Annotated in this window: 23 protein-coding genes; 15 read left to right on the top strand and 8 right to left on the bottom strand. The window is 70.7% G+C overall.

The window, feature by feature from the left end; all coding sequences use genetic code 11:
• Window positions 1-59: 59 nt before the first annotated feature.
• Window positions 60-233, bottom strand: coding sequence for a hypothetical protein (locus MCHUDSM44219_RS29880; RefSeq protein ID WP_157868738.1), 174 nt, complete (start codon window positions 231-233; stop codon window positions 60-62).
• Complete coding sequence (locus MCHUDSM44219_RS00570) at window positions 233-1,174, bottom strand: serine hydrolase (protein ID WP_048416280.1); 942 nt, start codon at window positions 1,172-1,174, stop codon at window positions 233-235. The genes MCHUDSM44219_RS29880 and MCHUDSM44219_RS00570 overlap by 1 nt, the downstream gene beginning before the upstream one ends.
• 327 nt (window positions 1,175-1,501) lie before the next feature.
• On the opposite strand from MCHUDSM44219_RS00570, the gene rplS reads away from it, so the two are divergent.
• Genes rplS through MCHUDSM44219_RS00535 form a run of 7 tightly spaced genes read left to right on the top strand, consistent with a single transcriptional unit; the run spans window position 1,502 to window position 6,694 of the window.
• Entirely contained in the window at window positions 1,502-1,843 is a 342-nt protein-coding gene (rplS, locus tag MCHUDSM44219_RS00565; protein WP_048416279.1) for a 50S ribosomal protein L19, read from the top strand.
• Between the two features lie 49 nt (window positions 1,844-1,892).
• The gene (gene lepB, locus MCHUDSM44219_RS00560; RefSeq protein ID WP_048416278.1) at window positions 1,893-2,732 is read left to right on the top strand and encodes a signal peptidase I; all 840 of its coding nucleotides are present in this window, start codon (window positions 1,893-1,895) and stop codon (window positions 2,730-2,732) included.
• Window positions 2,733-2,750: 18 nt separating this feature from the next.
• On the top strand, window positions 2,751-3,530 hold the full coding sequence (locus tag MCHUDSM44219_RS00555; RefSeq protein WP_048416277.1) for a ribonuclease HII: 780 nt from the start codon (window positions 2,751-2,753) through the stop codon (window positions 3,528-3,530).
• Entirely contained in the window at window positions 3,527-3,832 is a 306-nt protein-coding gene (locus MCHUDSM44219_RS00550) for a DUF2469 domain-containing protein (RefSeq protein WP_048416276.1), read from the top strand. Before MCHUDSM44219_RS00555 ends, MCHUDSM44219_RS00550 begins: the two co-directional genes overlap by 4 nt.
• A 23-nt stretch (window positions 3,833-3,855) precedes the next feature.
• Complete coding sequence (locus MCHUDSM44219_RS00545; protein WP_048416275.1) at window positions 3,856-4,629, top strand: HAD-IIA family hydrolase; 774 nt, start codon at window positions 3,856-3,858, stop codon at window positions 4,627-4,629.
• A gap of 50 nt (window positions 4,630-4,679) precedes the next feature.
• The gene (locus MCHUDSM44219_RS00540; RefSeq protein WP_413783568.1) at window positions 4,680-5,879 is read left to right on the top strand and encodes a CoA transferase; all 1,200 of its coding nucleotides are present in this window, start codon (window positions 4,680-4,682) and stop codon (window positions 5,877-5,879) included.
• On the top strand, window positions 5,876-6,694 hold the full coding sequence (locus tag MCHUDSM44219_RS00535) for an acyl-CoA thioesterase (protein ID WP_048416273.1): 819 nt from the start codon (window positions 5,876-5,878) through the stop codon (window positions 6,692-6,694). The genes MCHUDSM44219_RS00540 and MCHUDSM44219_RS00535 overlap by 4 nt, the downstream gene beginning before the upstream one ends.
• Here MCHUDSM44219_RS00535 and MCHUDSM44219_RS00530 read toward each other — a convergent pair.
• Both MCHUDSM44219_RS00530 and MCHUDSM44219_RS00525 read right to left on the bottom strand, forming a co-directional pair.
• A complete protein-coding gene (locus tag MCHUDSM44219_RS00530; RefSeq protein ID WP_048416272.1) occupies window positions 6,654-9,149 on the bottom strand; it encodes an AMP-binding protein in 2,496 nt (831 codons plus the stop codon). The two genes, MCHUDSM44219_RS00535 and MCHUDSM44219_RS00530, sit on opposite strands and share 41 nt — an antisense overlap.
• Before the next feature lie 52 nt (window positions 9,150-9,201).
• A complete protein-coding gene (locus MCHUDSM44219_RS00525; RefSeq protein ID WP_048416271.1) occupies window positions 9,202-10,026 on the bottom strand; it encodes a DUF1206 domain-containing protein in 825 nt (274 codons plus the stop codon).
• A 150-nt stretch (window positions 10,027-10,176) separates the two neighbouring features.
• Here MCHUDSM44219_RS00525 and MCHUDSM44219_RS00520 point away from each other — a divergent pair, with 150 nt between their 5' ends.
• Genes MCHUDSM44219_RS00520 through dprA form a run of 3 tightly spaced genes read left to right on the top strand, consistent with a single transcriptional unit; the run spans window position 10,177 to window position 13,195 of the window.
• Entirely contained in the window at window positions 10,177-10,542 is a 366-nt protein-coding gene (locus MCHUDSM44219_RS00520) for a YraN family protein (RefSeq protein WP_048416270.1), read from the top strand.
• Entirely contained in the window at window positions 10,542-12,053 is a 1,512-nt protein-coding gene (locus MCHUDSM44219_RS00515) for a YifB family Mg chelatase-like AAA ATPase (protein WP_048416269.1), read from the top strand. Before MCHUDSM44219_RS00520 ends, MCHUDSM44219_RS00515 begins: the two co-directional genes overlap by 1 nt.
• A complete protein-coding gene (gene dprA, locus MCHUDSM44219_RS00510; protein WP_048416268.1) occupies window positions 12,050-13,195 on the top strand; it encodes a DNA-processing protein DprA in 1,146 nt (381 codons plus the stop codon). The genes MCHUDSM44219_RS00515 and dprA overlap by 4 nt, the downstream gene beginning before the upstream one ends.
• An 18-nt stretch (window positions 13,196-13,213) precedes the next feature.
• On the opposite strand, the gene MCHUDSM44219_RS29700 is transcribed toward dprA, so the two are convergent.
• Window positions 13,214-13,435, bottom strand: coding sequence for a hypothetical protein (locus tag MCHUDSM44219_RS29700; protein ID WP_131722263.1), 222 nt, complete (start codon window positions 13,433-13,435; stop codon window positions 13,214-13,216).
• 29 nt (window positions 13,436-13,464) lie between these two features.
• Between MCHUDSM44219_RS29700 and MCHUDSM44219_RS30600 the strand changes: the two genes are divergently transcribed.
• Both MCHUDSM44219_RS30600 and MCHUDSM44219_RS00505 read left to right on the top strand, forming a co-directional pair.
• Window positions 13,465-13,857: a hypothetical protein gene (locus MCHUDSM44219_RS30600; RefSeq protein ID WP_236695300.1), complete on the top strand. Its 393-nt coding sequence runs from the start codon at window positions 13,465-13,467 to the stop codon at window positions 13,855-13,857.
• A complete protein-coding gene (locus MCHUDSM44219_RS00505) occupies window positions 13,854-14,219 on the top strand; it encodes an MGMT family protein (RefSeq protein WP_048416267.1) in 366 nt (121 codons plus the stop codon). Before MCHUDSM44219_RS30600 ends, MCHUDSM44219_RS00505 begins: the two co-directional genes overlap by 4 nt.
• Here MCHUDSM44219_RS00505 and MCHUDSM44219_RS00500 read toward each other — a convergent pair.
• Entirely contained in the window at window positions 14,170-14,826 is a 657-nt protein-coding gene (locus tag MCHUDSM44219_RS00500; protein ID WP_048416266.1) for an enoyl-CoA hydratase/isomerase family protein, read from the bottom strand. The two genes, MCHUDSM44219_RS00505 and MCHUDSM44219_RS00500, sit on opposite strands and share 50 nt — an antisense overlap.
• Window positions 14,823-15,455 carry a TetR/AcrR family transcriptional regulator gene (locus MCHUDSM44219_RS00495; protein ID WP_048416265.1) on the bottom strand — a complete coding sequence of 211 codons (633 nt, stop codon included), beginning with the start codon at window positions 15,453-15,455 and terminating at the stop codon, window positions 14,823-14,825. Before MCHUDSM44219_RS00495 ends, MCHUDSM44219_RS00500 begins: the two co-directional genes overlap by 4 nt.
• 141 nt (window positions 15,456-15,596) lie before the next feature.
• Between MCHUDSM44219_RS00495 and MCHUDSM44219_RS00490 the strand changes: the two genes are divergently transcribed.
• From MCHUDSM44219_RS00490 to MCHUDSM44219_RS00480, 3 genes are read left to right on the top strand one after another with little or no spacing between them, the layout of a single operon-like run.
• Window positions 15,597-16,439, top strand: coding sequence for a siderophore-interacting protein (locus tag MCHUDSM44219_RS00490; RefSeq protein ID WP_048416264.1), 843 nt, complete (start codon window positions 15,597-15,599; stop codon window positions 16,437-16,439).
• A gap of 51 nt (window positions 16,440-16,490) precedes the next feature.
• On the top strand, window positions 16,491-17,651 hold the full coding sequence (locus tag MCHUDSM44219_RS00485) for a lactate 2-monooxygenase (protein ID WP_048416263.1): 1,161 nt from the start codon (window positions 16,491-16,493) through the stop codon (window positions 17,649-17,651).
• Window positions 17,652-17,684: 33 nt separating this feature from the next.
• Window positions 17,685-18,587, top strand: coding sequence for a tyrosine recombinase XerC (locus MCHUDSM44219_RS00480; protein WP_048416281.1), 903 nt, complete (start codon window positions 17,685-17,687; stop codon window positions 18,585-18,587).
• A 6-nt stretch (window positions 18,588-18,593) separates the two neighbouring features.
• Here the strand turns inward: MCHUDSM44219_RS00480 and MCHUDSM44219_RS00475 are convergent.
• Window positions 18,594-18,911: M23 family metallopeptidase (locus tag MCHUDSM44219_RS00475; RefSeq protein ID WP_048416262.1), on the bottom strand; the 318-nt coding region annotated here is incomplete at its 5' end.

The following is an 18,911-nucleotide window of genomic DNA, read 5'->3' as shown; positions in this document are numbered from 1 at the left end:
CCGGCGTCATGCAGCTTGTGCATGTACCAGTCGGCCGGACCGGTCGACGGCGGAGCCTGCTACTGGAAACGCGCCGCGGGCAGTGGCACCGCATTGCTCTGCGGGGCGACGGCCGACGACTGCGGGACGGGAGGGGGAGGCGGCGCCGGCTCGGAGGGCGGCGCGTCACAGCCCGCCATCAGCAGCACCGCGCACAGGGCGGCAGCCAGCCGGCCCGTCCGGCGCGCCGCCATCAGATCCGCCCGTCCGGGAACATCGCGCGCACAGCGTCGGTGATCGTCTTGCGGGCGGTGGCGGCGTCGGTCGGCTGCATCGACGCGATCGCCATCACGTAGCGGCGATCGGGGCCGACGACGCCGGTGGACAGGTGCATCCAGTCGGAGCCGACACAGCACATCCAGCCCTGCTTGACCGCGACCGGATCGCCGGGAAGGCCCTCGGGGATGCCGAAACGCTGCGGGTACACCCCGCCGGGCACCATGCCGTCGGGCGCGGTGGGCGTGGAGGCCGCCAGGTTCGACAGGATGATGCTCGCCTGCTCGCCGGGCAGCCCGCCGGTGCCCGCCAGCAGCTTGTCGTAGTACCGGACCAGATCGGTGACGGTGCTGATCGTGTTGAACCAGCGTCCATTGCTCGGCGGCCGGGTCGCGGTCAGGCCGTAGCGGCCCACCACTCGGTTGATGATCGCGCTGCCGCCGCTGCGGTTCCAGAAGACTTCGGCCGCACTGTCATCGGAGGACCGCAGCATGACGTCGAGCATCTTGCGGTCGTCCGGCGACAGCGTCGTCTGGCCCTTCGCGACCTGCAGCAGCAGATCGTCGGCGATGAACAGCTTGACCACCGACGCGATCGCGATGGTGCGGACGTCGCCGTTGGTGACGAGTTCGCCGGTGTTGCGGTCGAGCACCGCCGCGGTGATGTCGGCCCCTTCGTCGGCGGCCGCCGCGGTGGCCTGCCGTTCGCGGTCGGCCAGGCCGAGGAAGGAGGCCGACGGCTGGTCGGGCGGCTGCTCGGGCAAAGGCGCCGCGGTGCCCAGCGGGGCGACCACGGTGAGCTGCGGCCCGTCGGGGTTCGGCGGCGCGCCGTACACCTGGGCTTCGCAGCCGCCCAGAGCCACGGTGGCCATGCTGAGGGCAGCGGTGGTCCTGACCAGCCGCCACGGCCGCGGTCGCATCGCTCGTCCCTCCCGAGTGTGTGCCTGCCCTGGTGCGAAGAAACGGGCGCTGCCCTGGCGCGTCCGTGCGACCCAGGGTAACGGCTGTGCGCCCGGTGTGCGCCGGTTGGGAGGGCGGCGTCAGGGCGTCGTCAGGGGATTGCCACCGGCCCCGACGCCGATTTCGGAGATCCGGGTCCCGTCTGGCACAATTGGGCAGTTGTCTGTGCACGGCAGGGAACTGCCGCTCCGCTGCACGACCCGCCCCAGACGCCCGAAACACCATCGGCTCTGCGCGCGTCACCCCCGACGCCGCCAGCAGCCGCCGACACCGAGGAAGTGTGACCGATGAACACCCTGGATTTCGTCGACCAGACGTCGTTGCGTGACGACGTCCCGGACTTCGGTCCCGGTGACACCGTCAACGTCCACGTGAAGGTCATCGAGGGCTCCAAGGAGCGCATCCAGGTCTTCAAGGGCGTCGTGATCCGCCGCCAGGGCGGTGGCATCCGCGAGACGTTCACCGTCCGCAAGGAGAGCTACGGCGTCGGCGTCGAGCGCACGTTCCCGGTGCACTCGCCCAACATCGACCACATCGACGTCGTCACCCGCGGCGATGTGCGCCGCGCGAAGCTGTACTACCTGCGCGAGCTGCGCGGCAAGAAGGCGAAGATCAAGGAGAAGCGCTGACCCCGCTTCTGCGGACCGGGTTCGGCGCGGCGCTGACTACGCTGATCCCGTGACCGGACCGAGGGACACCCCCGACACCGACGATCCGTCGGCGGAGCAGACGCTCGATTCGCCGCAGCCCGCTGAGCCGTCGCCCGCCGACGAGGACCGGCCGGAGAAGAAGAAGCGCGGCGCATTGCGCGAGGCCGCGATCCTGGTCACCGTCGCGGTGGTCCTCTATTACGTGATGTTGACGTTCATCGCGCGGCCGTACCTGATCCCGTCCGAGTCGATGGAACCGACCCTGCACGGGTGCAACGGATGCGTCGGCGACCGGATCATGGTCGACAAGCTCACCTACCGGTTCTCGCAGCCCGAGCCCGGCGACGTGATCGTTTTCAAGGGCCCGCCGAACTGGAGCATCGGCTACAAGTCGATCCGTTCCGACAATCCCGCGGTCCGGGCGGTGCAGAACGCGCTGTCGTTCGTCGGCTTCGTTCCTCCCGACGAGAACGACCTGGTCAAACGCGTCATCGCGGTCGGCGGACAGACTGTCGAATGCCGCGTGCCGACCGGATTGACCGTCGACGGCAAGCCCCTGAAAGAGCCCTACCTCGATCCCAACACGATGAACGCGGACCCGGCGGTCTACCCGTGCCTCGGCAACGAGTTCGGCCCGGTCACGGTGCCCGAAGGCCGGCTGTGGGTGATGGGCGACAACCGCACCCACTCGGCCGATTCGCGGGCGCACTGCTCGAACCTGCCCGCCGACGTGCAACGGGGCCTGATCTGCACCGGCGACCCGGTCGCCGGCACCATCCCGGTGGACAACGTCATCGGCAAGGCCCGCTTCATCGCCTGGCCGCCGTCGCGGTGGGGCGGCGTGAGCTCGGTGGACCCGCAGAGCTAACGGAAGAGCCCACACAGCGTGCCGGCGTGGCCTCCCAGGATGGTGATCCGCAGATCGTCAGGTCTGCGTACGCTGGAATCCGCTCTTTATCGCGCTGGGCTGGGCCCGGTCGCCGGTGTCGACGAGGTGGGCCGGGGAGCCTGCGCCGGGCCTCTGGTGGTCGCGGCGTGCGTGCTGGGTCCGAACCGGATGGAGAGCCTCGCCGCGCTCGACGACTCGAAGAAGTTGGGGGAGGCGGAACGGGAACGACTGTTTCCGCTGATCAAACGCTACGCGCTGGCGTACCACGTGGTCTTCATCCCGTCGGCGGAAGTGGATCGTCGCGGGGTGCACGTGGCCAACATCGAGGGCATGCGGCGGGCCGTCGCCGGGCTGCCGATCCGCCCCGGCTACGTGCTGTCCGACGGTTTCCGGGTGCCCGGGCTGCCGACGCCGTCGCTGCCGGTGATCGGCGGTGACGCCGCCGCTGCGTGCATCGCCGCAGCCAGTGTGCTGGCGAAGGTGAGCCGTGACCGGTTGATGGTGGCGATGGACAGCGAGCACCCCGGATACGGGTTCGCCGAGCACAAGGGGTACAGCACCCGCGCCCACAGCGCCGCTCTGGCCCGCCTCGGACCGTCCCGTCAGCACCGCTATTCGTTCATCAATGTGCGACGGCTGGTTTTCCGGGAACCCGGGGAGCATGGCGACGACGAGTACGCGAAGATGAGGGCACTGGGCCCCATGGGCACTGAAGACTCTGAAGTCTCTGAAGACTTTGACATCTATGAACTACGTGAAGGACAGCTGAGCCGATGAGTGCCGAAGATCTCGAGAAGTACGAAACCGAGATGGAGCTCTCGCTCTACCGCGAATACAAGGACATCGTCGGGCAGTTCAGCTACGTCGTGGAGACGGAGCGGCGGTTCTACCTCGCCAACAGCGTCGAGATGGTGCCGCGCAACGCCGAGGGCGAGGTCTACTTCGAGCTGCGCCTCGGCGATGCGTGGGTGTGGGACATGTACCGCCCGGCCCGGTTCGTCAAGCAGGTCCGGGTCATCACGTTCAAGGACGTCAACATCGAAGAGGTCGACAAACCCGAGCTGCGGCTGCCCGAGTAGGGCACGCCTGACAGACTGGTGCCGTGCGCTCCTCACCGCAGTGCTGGCTCACCGACATGGACGGCGTGCTCGTCCGCGAGGAACACGCGCTGCCCGGCGCCGCGGAGTTCCTGCAGCGCCTCGTCGACCGCGAACGTCCCTTCCTGGTGCTCACCAACAACTCGATCTTCACGCCGCGCGACCTCGCGGCACGGCTGGCCCGCTCCGGGCTCATCGTCCCGGAGGCCGCGATCTGGACCTCGGCGCTGGCCACCGCGACGTTTCTGGCCGACCAACTGCCCGGCGGCTCGGCATACGTGATCGGGGAGGCCGGGCTCACCACCGCGCTGCACGAGGCGGGCTACACGCTGACCGACGTCGCGCCGGACTTCGTGGTGCTCGGCGAGACCCGCACGTACTCGTTCGAGGCGATCACCAAGGCCGTGCGGCTCATCCTGGGTGGTGCTCGCTTCATCGCCACCAACCCCGACGTCAGCGGACCGTCTGCTGAGGGTCCGCTGCCGGCCACCGGCTCGGTCGCGGCGATGATCACCAAGGCCACCGGCCGGGAGCCCTATTTCGTGGGCAAGCCGAACCCGATGATGTTCCGTAGCGCGCTGAATCAGATCGAGGCGCATTCGGAGAGCACCGTGATGGTGGGCGACCGGATGGACACCGATGTCGTCGCCGGCATCGAGGCGGGTCTGGAAACGATCCTGGTGCTCACCGGCTCGACCACGATCGAGGATGTCGAACGGTACCCGTTCCGGCCCAGCCGGGTCCTGCCGTCCATCGCCGAGGCCATCGACCTCATCTGATCACCGTCGGGGGACGGCTCTGCCCGCTCCCTACACTGAGCGCCGTGACTGTGACCGCTGACCCGACCCGCCCGCTCGCCGGGGTCCGGATCGTCGAGATCTCCAGCTTCGTGGCGGTGCCGCTGGCCGGTATGACGTTGGCGCAGCTGGGCGCAGAGGTGGTGCGCATCGACCCGATCGGCGGCGCCGCCGACTACCGGCGCTGGCCGCTGACCGAGGCCGGCGACAGCATCTACTGGGCGGGGCTGAACAAGGGCAAGCGTTCACTGGCGGTCGACATGCGTTCCGCTGCGGGCCAGGACCTGGTCGCACGGTTGATCGCCGGCAGCGGAGTGTTCATCACCAACGTCAGCGGGCGGCCCTGGCACGCCTACGAGACCCTGCGTGGTCTGCGGCCCGATGTGGTCGCCGTCGAGGTGTCCGGACGTGCCGACGGCGGCACGGGCGTGGACTACACCGTCAACGCCGGCATCGGTTTCCCGCTCGTCACCGGACCGCCCGGGTCCACCGCACCCGTCAACCACGTCCTTCCGGCGTGGGATGTCAGCTGCGGCCTCTACACGGCCCTGTCGGTGGTGACCGCGCTGCGTCACCGCGACGCCACCGGCGACGGGCAGCACGTGCTCATCCCGCTGGAGAACGTGGCGCTGGCCACCGCGAGCAACCTGAGCCTTCTCACCGAAGCCATGGTCACCGGGACGTCGAGAGCGCGGATCGGCAACGCCGTCTACGGCACCTACGGGCAGGACTTCACCGGCAGTGACGGCGCCGCCTTCATGGTGGTGGCGCTCACCGGCCGGCACTTCCGTGATCTGACCGCCCTGACCGGCACGGTCGAAGCCGTTGTCGCGCTGGAGGATTCGCTGGGCGCCGATTTCTCCGACGAGGGTCAGCGCTACCTTCACCGCGACGCGCTCAACGGTCTGTTCGCGGACTGGTTCGGCCGCCACACCGGCGACGAGATCGCTGCCGCGCTGGGCGCCACCTCGGTGCTGTGGGAGCGTTACCGCACGTTCGCCGAGACCGCCGCCGGGGAGCGGGTCACCGCCAACGCCCTGTTCACCGAGCTCGACCAGCCGCGCGTCGGCCGGTACCTGGCCGCCGGGCTGCCGACGGCGATCGACGGAACCTATCCTGCGGCGGTCGCCGCGCCCGCGCTCGGCGACGACACCGTCGCGGTGCTCGACGAGTGGCTGGCTCTGGGCGAGGACCACGTCGCGGAACTGCGGGCCGCAGGGACCGTGGCATGAGCGTGCTGCTCGAGCTGCTCGACGTCGCCTCCGTCGATGAGGACACCTGGCGCGGACGGGCCAGCGGCCCGGAGGGCAAGCGGGCCTACGGCGGTCAGCTCGTGGCGCAGAGTCTGGCCGCGGCCGCCCGCACGGTCGAGCCCGCCAAGGCGCCCACCGCGCTGCACCTGCAGTTCCTGCGCGGCGGCGACGCCGGCGACACCGTCGACTACCGGGTGACGCGGGTCTTCGACGGCCGCACCGCCGCGTCCCGGCGGGTGGACGCCACCCAGCAGGGGCGGCTGCTGACCACCGCTACGGTTTCGTTCGCCGCGCCGCTGCCCGGTCCGGAGCACGGCAGGCGCGAGGCCCTGGCGGATCCGGATGCCTTGCCGCGCACAGGCCCCGCCGGGCCGGCGCCGTCCATGCCGCTCGACGAACTCGACATCCGGCTCACCGACGAGGGTGCGGGCGAGGAATTGGTCCGCCGGCTCTGGTGGCGGGCTGTCGTCGATCTCGGAGACGACCCGCTGATGCACACCCTGGTCGCGGCCTACGTCACCGACGTGTACCTGATCGACCCGGCGCTGCAGGTGCACGGGCACTCGATGCGGTCACGCACGCACCGCAGCGGAACCACCGATTCGTCGATGTGGTTTCACCGGACGCTGCGCGCCGACGAGTGGAACCTGTTGGAGTGCCGCTCGCCGGCGGGCGGCCGGGGGCGAGGTGTGGTGACCGCCAGCCTGATCGGACGTGACGGGGTGGTCGCCGCCACGCTCGTGCAGGAGGGGCTCATCGCAGAGCGGGAGCCCGAGCCGGATCCCGCGGGCTGAGTCGGCGGTCGCGCATCCGCGCACGCACCTGCGTCACCACCGCGCTCAGCGCGATGCCGATCACCACGGAGGCCACCACCCCGTAGAGCTTGTGGCTGCCGAACAGCGGATACACCTGGAAATGCGTCAGATAGGTGTAGAGGGAGGCTTCGGCGATCGCGCCGGCCGCCACCGCCACGACGGCCGGGCACCGCACCGTGGGCAGCCAGATCAGCAGCACCAGACCCGTCGTCACCAGCGCCTCACGCACGGAGTTGCCGAAGTAGCCGTGCACGCCGACGATCAGCACCACCGTGACGATCACCCGCTGCAGGGCGCTGCTCGCCTTCGCCGCCGCCCAGCCCACCGCGAAGAACCAGAACGCCAGCATGGTGAACCACGCATCGTGCCCCAGCCCCAGCCCCACCACGTCGTAGCGCAGCGCCACACCCACGGCCAGGAACGTCACCGCGACCGCGAAGGGTGCGCGCCGTTCCAGCCGGTCGACCGCGGGCAGCCAGAACAGCAGCGCCAACGCCACCAACGTCCACACCAACACCTCGACGAACCACAGCCGGCCGGCCGTCATGCTGTCGTGCGGACCGAGGAACTTGTTGGCCAGCAACAGATTCGACAGGTGATAGTCGTCGGTCACCACGAGGGCGAACGCGACCCACGCCACCGCGGGCAGCGCGATCCACCCGATGGTGGTGCGGAGGTGCCGGATCCGCTCCGGGCGGGGGAGTGGGGTCAGGCAGAACCGCGCGAAGTTGTATCCGGCGATCCCGAGCAGGATGTGCGCTCCGCCCCACACCTCGTACAGTTCGGCGTGCGAGCCGACGACGAGCACGATGGCCAGCGCGCGCAGCGCCACGCTCGTTTCCACCGTGGTGCCCCAGGATCGCCACCACCGGGGTCGCGGCGCGGGCCGGCGTTCGAGGTCGCGGATCGGCAGGCGTGGCCAATCGGCCGGCAGATGACCCAGTGCCCGCTCGAGGCGCACCGACATCGTGACGTAGGACAGCGAATTGCCGCCGAGATCGACGAAGGTGGCGTCGTCACGCACGTCGGCGGGGTCGAGATGCAGGACGTCGGCGAAGAGATCGGTCAGCCCCGAGCTGTCCTGTGCCGGATCGTCCCCGGTGGCCAGGGCGCGGGCCGCCCGATAATCGGGCTTGCCCGAAGGCAGCAGTGGCAGTTCGGTCACCACGGCCGCGGCGACGGCGGTGACGGGCAGGCCGGTGGACTGGGCGACCCGCCGACGCACCTCGTCGGCGTCGTGACCGCCGGCGGCGACCACCGCCAGGCGATCGCCCGCCTCGGTGCACAGCGCCCGCACGCCGTCATCGGCGAGGCTGGTCTCCACACGCTGGAGATCGATGCGCAGCCCGAACATCTTGACGAACCGGCTGGTGCGACCGACGACCTCGTACAGGTCGGGGCCGCACCGACGGCCCACATCCCCGGTGCGCAGCGCGTCCACGGTGGTGCCGAGCGCCAGGTCCCCGGCCTGCTCGGCGTACCCCATCATGACGTTCGGGCCGCGGTAGACCAGTTCCCCGGTGTCGTCGTCGGGCCAGCCGTCGAGTGGCTCGATCGTGAAGGAGCCGCCCGGGATGGGACGGCCGATGGCGTGGGGGTGGGAGTGCGCGAGATCCGGGGGCAGGTAGGCCATCCGGGCGGTCGCCTCGGTGGCGCCGTACATCACCACCAGATCCCAACCCCGTCGTCGACCCAGCGCGGCGAACCGGCGCACCCGCTCGGGCGACATCCGTCCGCCGGCCTGGGTGACGTAGCGCAGACGCGGCAGGCGCATCTCGGCGAAGCCGACCCGGTCGAGCAGTTCGAACGTGTAGGGCACACCGGCGAAGGTGGTGCCCGCGTGGCGGTCGAAGAGCTCCCAAAACGCCGGGTCGGCGACGGAGCGGTCGGTGAGGATCAGCGCGGCGCCGACGAGCAGGTGACTGTGGATCACCGAGAGGCCGTAGCAGTACGACAGCGGCAACGTGGTTGCGGCGCGGTCTGTTTCGCGGATTTCGAGATACTCGGCGATCGCGCGGGCGTTGGCGGCGAGATTGGCGTGGGACAGTCGCACCAGTTTGGGCGATCCGGTACTGCCCGACGTCGACATCACCAGCGCGAGGTCGTCGTGCAACGCGTACGGGCCGGTGTCGCCGCCGCGCACACCGTGTCGGTCGATGACGATGCCGGGCCGGTAGGTGGCGATCAGGGAGTCGGCGTCGGCGCCCTCGGGTACCGGAAGAACGACGTGGCCGGCCGCCAGCGCGGCGAGGTAGTGGATCAGCGCGTCGAGGTCGTTGCGCGCCTCGAGCAGGACGAGCGTGCGCTGCCCGCCGAGCTCACCGGCGCACGCCTGCACTCGGTCGGCGAGGTCCCGATACGTCAGCCGGGTGGTGTCGGTGAGCACCGCGGTGCGGTCCGCGAAACGGCGCAGGTGGTCGAGAAGCGGCCGCATGAGGGTGACCTTACCTGCCGCCACAGCGGCGGCCGGTGGGGCGGCCGAGGCCTCACATCCGGTTGTACTTGCTCCGGACGAAGCTGTAGGCGCCGAACGCGGCGATGCCCAATGCGGCCAGGATCAGCAGGAACTTGCCGAACGGCGCCTGGCCGAGCGCCTTGACCGCGGCGTCGAGGCCGCTCGCCTTAGCCGGGTCGGCCTGCAGCGTCGCGATGATGACGAGCAACCCGGCGCCGCCGAGCACCAGACCCTTGGCCGTGTAGCCCGCGACACCGGTGGCGGTGATCCACCGGCCGCCCGAGACGGTCAGTTCGTCGAGGAACTTCTGCGACACACCCTTGTACACGTGGTAGCCGCCGACCGCGATGACACCGACCCCGATGGCGATGAGCACCACCTTGCCCCAGCCCGACTGCATCAGCTGTGCCGACATGCCCGAGTTCTGCTGGCTGCTGGACTGACCGCTGCCCATCGCGAACCGGGCCGCGGACAGGGCGATCGCGAAGTTGACCACGGCGAGCGCCAGTGATTTGCCCCGCTTCCACGCCGGGTTGTCGCCCTGGCCGGACCGCTCCTTGGGCTTGGCGCCCATCACCGCCTCGGCGATCCGCCACAGGCCCAGGGCGACGAGCCCGACCGCGGCGATCCACAGCACGACCTTGCCGCCGGTCTGGCCGGCGAGGGTGGCGAGCGCGCCGGACTGGTCGGCGTTGCCCCCGGCCCCGGTGAACGCCAACTGGGCGATGATGAACGCGACCAGTAGGTGCAGCACGCCGCTGGCGGCGAATCCGGCGCGGGCGGCGTATTCGAAAGTGTCGCTGCCGGTCGCGCGGTGCGCGACGCCGTGCAGGGATTGCGGAGCTCCGGTGGCCATGTCGTCCTCTCGGTCGAACGCTGGCCCGGTATACCCCGGATTTGACGCTGCCGAAACCGCCGGCCGCGCGATCTGGGGATGAATGCGGCATTGGGGATGACGGCGCCGCCGGGGCCGGGTTCTGTCGCCGGGCCGCGCGAGGGTGGCGCCATGACGAACACACACAGCCGCGCCGAGATCGGGGCGGTGGGCGAGCAACTCGCGGTCGACCATCTGCGCGGGCTCGGACTGCAGATCGTGGAGCGCAATTGGCGGTGCCGGTACGGCGAACTCGACGTCGTCGCCGCCGACGACGGGGTGCTGGTGTTCGTCGAGGTGAAGACGCGCACCAGTGACCAGTTCGGTGGTGCGGTGGCGGCGGTGACACCGGCCAAGGTGCGGCGGCTGCGCCGGCTGGCCGGGCTGTGGCTGGGGGAGCACCGCGGCGCCTGGGCGGCGGTGCGCATCGACGTCGTCGCGATCACGATCGGGCGCAGCCGCACCCCGGAGATCAACCACCTGCAGGGGGTGGGGTGATGGCGCTGGGCAGGGGGTTCTCGGTGGCGGTACGCGGGGTGGAGGGCTTGATCGTCGAGATCGAGGCGGACATCTCCAACGGCCTGCCCGGTGTGCACCTGGTGGGCTTGGCCGACGCAGCGCTGCGGGAGTCGCGAGACCGGGTGCGCGCGGCGATCACCAACTGCGGTTTCGACTGGCCCCAGACCCGGCTGACGCTGGCGCTCTCGCCGGCGACGCTGCCCAAGATGGGGTCGCTCTACGACTTGGCGCTTGCCGCCGTGGTGCTGGCCGCGCACGGCAAGAAAGCGTGGGCGAAACTCGAGAAGACCGTGCTGCTGGGCGAACTCGCGCTCGACGGGCGGGTGCGGCCGGTCAAGGGAGTGCTGCCGGCCGTCCTGGCCGCGCAGCGGCACGGCTGGCCGACGGTCGTGGTGCCGTTCGAGAATCTCGCCGAGGCCAGTCTGGTCGACGGGGTCGAGGTGTGGGGAGCGCGGACGCTGGGGCAGGTGCACGCGTGGCTGGCCGGCAAGGGCGATTTGCACGCGCGCATCGACGATCCGCAGCAGGCGCCGGAGGTCGCCGTCGACCTGGCCGACGTGGTCGGCCAGCCGCAGGCGCGCACCGCGGTCGAGGTGGCTGCGGCGGGTGGGCACAACCTGGTGATGACCGGCCCGCCGGGGGTCGGCAAAACCATGCTGGCCCAACGCCTCCCGGGACTGCTGCCGCCGCTGTCGCGTGACGAGGCGCTCGAGGTCACCGCGATCCATTCCGTCGCGGGGCTGCTGACCGGCGATGCACCGTTGATCACCCGGCCGCCGTTCGTGGCGCCGCACCACACCTCCAGCGTGGCGGCGCTGGTCGGTGGCGGTTCGGGGATGGCGCGACCGGGTGCGGTCAGCCGGGCCCACCGCGGGGTGTTGTTCCTCGACGAGTTCGCCGAGATCAGTCACGCCGCGCTGGAGGCGCTGCGGACTCCGCTGGAGGACGGCGTGATCCGGCTCGCCCGGCGCGACGGGGTGGCCTGCTATCCGTGCCGGCTGCAACTCGTGCTCGCCGCGAACCTGTGCCCCTGCGCACCTCCCGATCCGCGCGACTGCGTCTGCGCGTCGGCCGACAGGCGCCGCTACCGCACCAAGCTGTCGGGGCCGCTGCTCGACCGGGTCGACCTGCGCGTCGAGATGCACGCCTCGCGCGCCGGCAGCTTCGCCGAGGAGGGGGGCGAGTCCACCGCGGTGGTCCGGGAACGGGTGTGGGCGGCCAGGGAGGCCGCGCGGGAGCGGTGGCGACCCCACGGCGTGAGCACCAACGCCGAGGTGAGCGGCGCGCTGCTGCGCCGATCGTTCCGGCTCGGCGGCGACGCGATGAAGCCGCTGCGGACCGCAGTCGACCGGGGAGCGTTGAGCATCCGCGGCATGGACCGCACGCTGCGTGTCGCGTGGACGCTGTGTGATCTCGCGGGCGGGGTGTCGCCGACACGGGACCAGGTGACGAGGGCGCTGGCCTACCGGCAGGCGGGGGAGCGGTCATGACCGAGGAGGAGCGGCGTGCGTGGGCTTATCTGTCGCGGGTGGCCGAGCCGCCGAATCCGCGGGTGGCCGCGCTGGCGGAAACGCTGGGTCCGGTGGACGCCGCTGAGCGCATCCGTCGGCGCGCTCTGACGGATGCGCCGCTGTTGAAAGCGACCGAAGCCCGGCACGAGATGGACTGTGCGGGCAACGATCTCGAGATACTCGACCGGTTGGGTGGTCGCCTGATCGTCGAGGGTGACGAGGAGTGGCCGTATCTGGCGTTCCGCAGCTTCGCCGGAGTCGAGAAGTTCTCCAAACCGCAGGCGTACGCCCCGCTGGCGCTGTGGGTGGTCGGACCGTCGTCGTTGTCCGAGGTGTCCGAGCGGGCGGCGGCCATCGTCGGCACCAGGGCGGCCACGGCTTACGGCGAATTCGCCACCGCCGATCTGGTGGCCGGTCTGGCCGAACGTGACGTCGCGATCGTCTCCGGCGGTGCGTACGGTATCGACGGTTCGGCGCACCGGGCGGCACTGGACTGCGACGGCATCACGGTCGCGGTGCTCGCCTGCGGTCTGGATGTCCCGTACCCGTCGGGGCATTCGGCTCTGCTGCACAGGGTTTCGCGGCACGGGTTGCTCGTCAGCGAGTATCCGCCCGGGATGCGGCCGAGCCGGCGTCAGTTCCTCGCCCGCAACCGGTTGGTCGCCGCGGTGACGTGCGCGACCGTGGTGGTCGAGGCGGGCGTGCGCAGCGGTGCGGCCAACACTGCGGCGTGGGCCCGGGCGCTCGGCCGCAATGTGTGTGCGGTCCCCGGCCCGATCACCTCGGCGTCGTCGGTGGGCTGCCACGTGCTGATCAAGAACAAAGCGCACCTGGTCACCCGCGCCGAGGAGATCCTCGAACTGGTGGGCCGGGCAGGGGAACTCGCCACCGACCCGCCGCGCCCCAGGTCGGATCTCGACGACCTGACGCCCGACGAGCTGGCGGTGTACGAGGCGTTGCCCGGCCGGGGATCGCGCTCGATCGACGAGATCGCCGTGGTCGCCGGGTGGCCGGTGGCCGACGTCCTCGGGCCGCTGACCATGCTCGACATCAAGGGGTTGGTGACTCAGGACAATGGTGAGTGGAAGTTGCTGCGGCACAGGGCTACTGGTTCCCCTTGAGTATTGGCAACATCCCGATCAGCGCACCGTCACGGCCACGCCGAACTCACCGGCGATCTGAATCGGGTGAGCAGCGTCTTTGCTAGAAACCGGCTCTTTCAGCGCGTTGTTCGCGATTGCCCTGACAGTTCCGCGGTTCTTCGAGATCATTTCGTTGGTGCGCGGCGCGTTTTGGAGCCGGTCACGAAGTTGGGATCGGTAGCAGTGTGCCGAACCAAGACTCGACGCCATCAACGCCACAGGGTGGCGTGCGTCGAAAGGAGGTACCAATGGGACGAAGAAGAATCACGGCGGTCGCTTCAGCCGCGGTGCTGTCCGGCGGGTTCACCCTCACAGGGTTCGGCGTGGTGACGATGGGCCCGCTCGCCTCTGTCGCCCAGGCCGGCCCGACCTGCTCACCAGGGGAGGCGACGACTCCTGAGTGCGCACCGCCAGAAGGCATGCCGGCCTGTAACGCCTTCGGTCAGTGCGGTCAGATATGGTGCCCGGCGTCCGGGATGACCCCGGTGGCGGGCTGGGATCTGTCCCGGTGCCACACGTTCTACTTCGACCCCAACGCACCGGACACCAAGCCCGTCATGATCTCGGGCAACCCCCCGGGACCGCCGCCCCCTCCGCCGCCTCCGTGCATTCCGCTGGTCAACTGCCTGCCCGGTTTGTGACGAACGACACCCACGAGCAGTTCGCGGGAGCGGTGCTCGAGGTCGTCGACCGCATTCCGCCGGGTCGCGTGATGACCTACGGCGACATCGCCGAATACCTGGAGCGGGGCGGGCCGCGCGGCGTGGGAGGTGTGATGGCACGCGATGGCGCGGCGGTGACCTGGTGGCGCGTGGTCCGCGTGAACGGGACACTGCCGGCACACCTGATGGTCGAGGCGCAGACGCAGTGGCACCACGAGGGCACCCCGTTGCGGCGTGGGATCGTCGATGTCGCCGCGGCGCGCTGGTGGCCGGACGCCGGCTCGTTGACGGTCACACCTGGTGGAGGGCCTCCACCACCGCTCGGAACATCGTCGCCTTGATGGCGCCGAGCGTCCCGGGGTCCTTACCGTGCAGTGGGCGCAGCGTTTCGATTGCGGCGCTGGTGACTTCGGCTTCGGCCGCAATGGCGTCGACGATGCCGTAGCTGTGGGCGTCGGCCCCACCGAAGCGGGGTCCGGTCGTCATCGACGCGACCGCGGCCTGCGGGGTCAGCTTGGCCTGGATCAGCGCCGCCATGCCGGAGTGGAACGGGATCCGGATATCGACCTCCGGCAGGCAGAAGAACCCGCGGTCGGACCGCATCACCCGGAAGTCGTGCGCCAGGGCCAGCATCGCCCCGGCGCCGAACGCGTGCCCGACGACTGCGGCGGCGGTCGGCACCGGCAAGGTCAGCATGCGCGCCAGCAGGCGATGCACCCGGCCGAGGTACCAAGGGCCCTGATCACTGTGCGCGCCCAACCAGTCCAGGTCCAGCCCGTTGGAGTAGAACTTCGCGCCCGCGGTGGTCACCAGGCCCGCCGCGCCGTCGGCGAGGCACTGATCGATGGCTGCGTCGATGTCATCGAGAAATGCTGGGGAGAAGCGGTTTTCGTCCTCGCCGAGGCTCAGGATCGCGATCTTGTCGTCGAAATGGATGGATACGGTCACGGTCGTCGTCCTTGTCGTCGGTGTTCTGGCGGTGCTGGTCCCACGTCCAGTACGGCCCTTACCGCGGCGTGCAGGTGCTCGCGCGCGGTGGGGTTGCGGAGCCGGCCGCGCTGCAGCACCAACGCCGTCGGCAGATCGACAATGCACGCGGTGATCACCGCTACGGCTGCGGCGTCCTTGCGGTCCCACATCGCGACGGCCAGTCGCACCATCATTGCGATGAGGAGTCGATCGAGGTCGCGAAGTTCGGCGGCGATGTCGTCGGGAGGGTCGTCGGCCAACACGTCATCGCGGCGCACGCTCCACAGCAGGGCGGCGGCCTCCGGGTTCTGCTCGGCAAACGCCACCGGCGCGTCCGCGGCGGCCGCGACGGCCTCGGCCGCGCCGGCACCCGCGAGCGCCCGGTCGACGAGCGCGGTCTGCACCGCCAGGAACCGCCGACCGGCCCGCAGCCAGGCCTGTCCCATCAGGCCGCCCCGGGACGTGAACGTGTGGTACAGCGCCCCGTTGGAGACACCGACCGCAGCGCTGATCGCGCGGATGGACACCGCCTGCGGTCCGGCCCGGGCGACAAGTTCTTCGACCGCGTCGAGCACCGCGTCCGGGTCGTGCACGCGGGGCCGGGGCATGCCTCACCATAACAGAGCGCATGCTCTGTTACTCGACTGCCGGGCCCCACCACGGCCGACCCTGCGCCGGGCGTCCCGCTCGTATAGTCGGTTCGGGACACAGGCGCGCGAAGCGAACGCGCGGAGTGGAAAGGCAGCTACGTGGCAGGACGTCCGGTGCACACCTTCGAGGTCGTGCGGACCGAGCAACTCACCCCGCACGTCGTACGGGTCATCCTCGGCGGCAAGGGTTTCGACACGTTCACGCCGAACGAATACACCGATGCGTACGTCAAGCTGGTGTTCGTCGCCGACGACCTGGACGTCAGCACGCTCGAGCAACCGTTGACGCTGGACAGCTTCACCGCACTGGCGCCGCAGCAGCGGCCGACCGTACGGACCTACACCGTGCGCAGCGTCGACGTCGAGCGGCGCGAGCTCGCCATCGACTTCGTCGTGCACGGCGAACACGGCGTGGCCGGCCCCTGGGCCGCGAGTGCACAACCCGGACAGCGGCTCTTCCTGATGGGGCCCAGCGGTGCGTACGCGCCCGCTCCGGCGGCCGACTGGCACCTGTTCGCCGGTGACGAGGCCGCGCTGCCCGCCATCAGTGCGGCGCTGGAAGCGTTGCCCGCCAACGCGATCGGCTACGCCTTCATCGAGGTGGCCGGGCCCGAGGACGAGATCGAGCTCGCCGTCCCGTCCGGTGTCCAGCTTCGGTGGATCTACCGCGGCGGCCGCGCCGACCTGGTGCCCGAGGACACCGCCGGGGACCACGCTCCGCTGATCGCCGCGGTCAAGGAAGCGCTGTGGCTGCCCGGGCAGGTGCAGGTGTTCATCCACGGCGAGGCCCAGGCCGTGATGCACAACCTGCGCCCCTACGTTCGTAAGGAGCGCGGCGTGGACGCCCGGTGGGCGTCCTCGATCTCCGGGTACTGGCGGCGCGGCCGCACCGAGGAGACGTTCCGCGAATGGAAGCGAGAACTGGCCGCCGCCGAATCGTGACAGCGAGCCAATCAGCGTCGGACACACCGGGGTCGATGGCAGGCTTGCGGCATGACCTTCGGTAACTACCAGCTCGAGATCTACCTGCAGGGCCTGTCCGGCGTGATGCCGACGCTGCCCATGGATTACGCCGGCTGGGAGGCCAAGGCCGAGGTCGCGATGCCACCGGGGATCTGGTCCTACGTCGCCGGCGGCGCCGGTGACGAACGCACGCAGCGGGCCAACCGCACCGCGTTCGACCGCTGGGGACTGATGCCGCGGATGCTCGTCGGTGCCAGCGAGCGCGACCTGTCCGTCGAGTTGTTCGGCCTGAAACTGGCCTCCCCGCTGTTCATGGCGCCCGTCGGCGTGATCGGGATCTGCGCCCAGGACGGCCACGGCGATCTGGCCGCCGCGAGGGCGGCGGCGCGGACCGGGGTGCCGATGGCGGTGTCGACGCTGACCGAGGATCCGCTCGAGGACGTCGCCGCCGAGTTCGGCGAGACGCCGGGCTTCTTCCAGCTCTACACCCCGACCGACCGGGATCTCGCCGCCAGCCTGGTCCATCGCGCCGAGAAGGCCGGCTACAAGGCCATCATCGTCACGCTCGACACCTGGATCCCCGGCTGGCGTCCCCGCGACCTGTCGACGTCGAACTTCCCCCAGCTGCGCGGCCGCTGCCTGGCCAACTACACCAGCGACCCGGTGTTCCGCGCCGGCCTGGCCCAGCCGCCCGAAGAGAACATGCAGGGCGCGGTGCTCAAGTGGGTGCAGCTGTTCGGCAACCCGCTCACCTGGGACGACTTGCCGTGGCTGCGGTCGCTGACCGATCTTCCGTTGGTGCTCAAGGGAATCTGCCACCCCGACGACGTACGCCGGGCCAAAGACGGCGGGGTGGACGGCATCTACTGCTCGACCCACGGTGGCCGGCAGGCCAACGGCGGGCTGCCCGCCATCGACTGCCTGCCCGACGTCGTCGCGGCGGCCGACGGATTGCCCGTCCTCTTCGACTCGGGGATCCGCAGCGGCACCGACATCGTCAAGGCGCTCGCCCTCGGCGCCACCGCCGTCGGCGTCGGCCGGCCGTACGCCTACGGGCTGGCCATCGGCGGCGAGGACGGCCTGGTGCACGTGCTGCGGTCGCTGTTGGCCGAGACGGACCTGACCATGGCCGTCGACGGCTATCCCACGCTGGCAGATCTCACTCCGGACACGCTGCGGCGCGTCCTGTAGAGCCGGGCCGCCGCCGGTGCGACGGTGACCGGCGTGGAGGCGATCCTCGAGGAGTTCGACCAGTACCTCGCGCTGGAGCGCGGGCGCTCCGCGCACACCCGCCGCGCATATCTGGGCGACTTGCGCTCGCTGTTCGAGTTCCTGGCCCAGCGCCACCCCGAGGCGGGACTGCGCGCCCTGACCCTGCCGGTGCTGCGGTCGTGGCTGGCCGCGCAGGCCTCGGCCGGTGCGGCGCGCACGACGCTGGCTCGACGCGCCTCGGCGGTCAAGACGTTCACCGCCTGGGCGCTGCGCCGCGGACTGATCGCCGAGGACCCATCGGTCCGGCTGCAGGCGCCCAAGGCGCGCCGCGCCCTGCCGTCGGTTCTGCGCCAGGACCAGGCCATCGACGCGATGGACGCCGCGGCCTCCGGGGCCGCCCAGGGCGACCCGCTGGCCATCCGGGACCGGCTGATCGTCGAGATGCTCTACGCCACCGGGATCCGCGTCAGCGAGCTGTGCGGCCTCGACGTCGATGACGTCGACACCTCCCGGCGGGTACTACGGGTGCTCGGCAAGGGCAACCGGCAGCGCACGGTGCCCTTCGGCCTGCCCGCCCACGGCGCCCTCACGTCATGGCTGACCGAGGGCCGTCCCAAGCTGGCCACCGCGGCGTCGGGCGCCGCGCTGCTGCTCGGAGCGCGGGGCGGGCGGCTCGACGCGCGGCAGGCGCGCACCGTCGTGCACCAGACCATGGCCGCCGTCACCGGCGCGCCCGACATCGGCCCGCACGGGCTGCGCCACAGCGCGGCCACCCATCTCCTCGAGGGCGGTGCCGACCTGCGCGTCGTGCAGGAACTGCTCGGACACTCCACGCTGGCCACCACGCAGCTCTACACCCACGTCACCGTCGCCCGGCTGCGCGCGGTGCACGACCAGGCGCACCCCCGCGCCTGACCTGCCTCAGCGCAGCGGCTTGAGCCGGATAGGGGTCGTCACCACCAGAGCCACCGGGTCGACATAGTCGGCGCGGGCCGCCGCACCCCACATCGCACCCCAGTGCAGACAGACCGACGCGGCGCAGCCCGCATGCCCCGGCTGCAGCGCACCGATCACCGCGCCCGCACCGACGAGCTGGCCGGGGCGCACCGACGCACGCACCGGCTCGTAGCTGGTGCGCAGGCCGCCCGGATGGGCCACCGAGACCAGCGGCCGGCCCGCGAGCTCACCGGCGAAGACCACGGTGCCCGCGGCCGCCGCGAGCACGGGCTGGCCGGCCGC

The organism is Mycolicibacterium chubuense, from assembly GCF_001044255.1.
GTDB lineage: Bacteria > Actinomycetota > Actinomycetes > Mycobacteriales > Mycobacteriaceae > Mycobacterium > Mycobacterium chubuense.
Note: the sequence above shows the minus strand (reverse complement) of the source record. Positions and strands in the feature narration are given on the sequence as shown.

Coding starts and splice junctions, on each gene's coding strand:
- MCHUDSM44219_RS29880 (WP_157868738.1), bottom strand. CDS start 233: ATGGCGGCGCGCCGGACGGGCCGGCTGGCTGCCGCCCTGTGCGCGGTG.
- MCHUDSM44219_RS00570 (WP_048416280.1), bottom strand. CDS start 1,174: ATGCGACCGCGGCCGTGGCGGCTGGTCAGGACCACCGCTGCCCTCAGC.
- rplS (WP_048416279.1), top strand. CDS start 1,502: ATGAACACCCTGGATTTCGTCGACCAGACGTCGTTGCGTGACGACGTC.
- MCHUDSM44219_RS00550 (WP_048416276.1), top strand. CDS start 3,527: ATGAGTGCCGAAGATCTCGAGAAGTACGAAACCGAGATGGAGCTCTCG.
- MCHUDSM44219_RS00535 (WP_048416273.1), top strand. CDS start 5,876: ATGAGCGTGCTGCTCGAGCTGCTCGACGTCGCCTCCGTCGATGAGGAC.
- MCHUDSM44219_RS00530 (WP_048416272.1), bottom strand. CDS start 9,149: ATGCGGCCGCTTCTCGACCACCTGCGCCGTTTCGCGGACCGCACCGCG.
- MCHUDSM44219_RS00525 (WP_048416271.1), bottom strand. CDS start 10,026: ATGGCCACCGGAGCTCCGCAATCCCTGCACGGCGTCGCGCACCGCGCG.
- MCHUDSM44219_RS00520 (WP_048416270.1), top strand. CDS start 10,177: ATGACGAACACACACAGCCGCGCCGAGATCGGGGCGGTGGGCGAGCAA.
- MCHUDSM44219_RS00515 (WP_048416269.1), top strand. CDS start 10,542: ATGGCGCTGGGCAGGGGGTTCTCGGTGGCGGTACGCGGGGTGGAGGGC.
- dprA (WP_048416268.1), top strand. CDS start 12,050: ATGACCGAGGAGGAGCGGCGTGCGTGGGCTTATCTGTCGCGGGTGGCC.
- MCHUDSM44219_RS30600 (WP_236695300.1), top strand. CDS start 13,465: ATGGGACGAAGAAGAATCACGGCGGTCGCTTCAGCCGCGGTGCTGTCC.
- MCHUDSM44219_RS00495 (WP_048416265.1), bottom strand. CDS start 15,455: ATGCCCCGGCCCCGCGTGCACGACCCGGACGCGGTGCTCGACGCGGTC.
- MCHUDSM44219_RS00485 (WP_048416263.1), top strand. CDS start 16,491: ATGACCTTCGGTAACTACCAGCTCGAGATCTACCTGCAGGGCCTGTCC.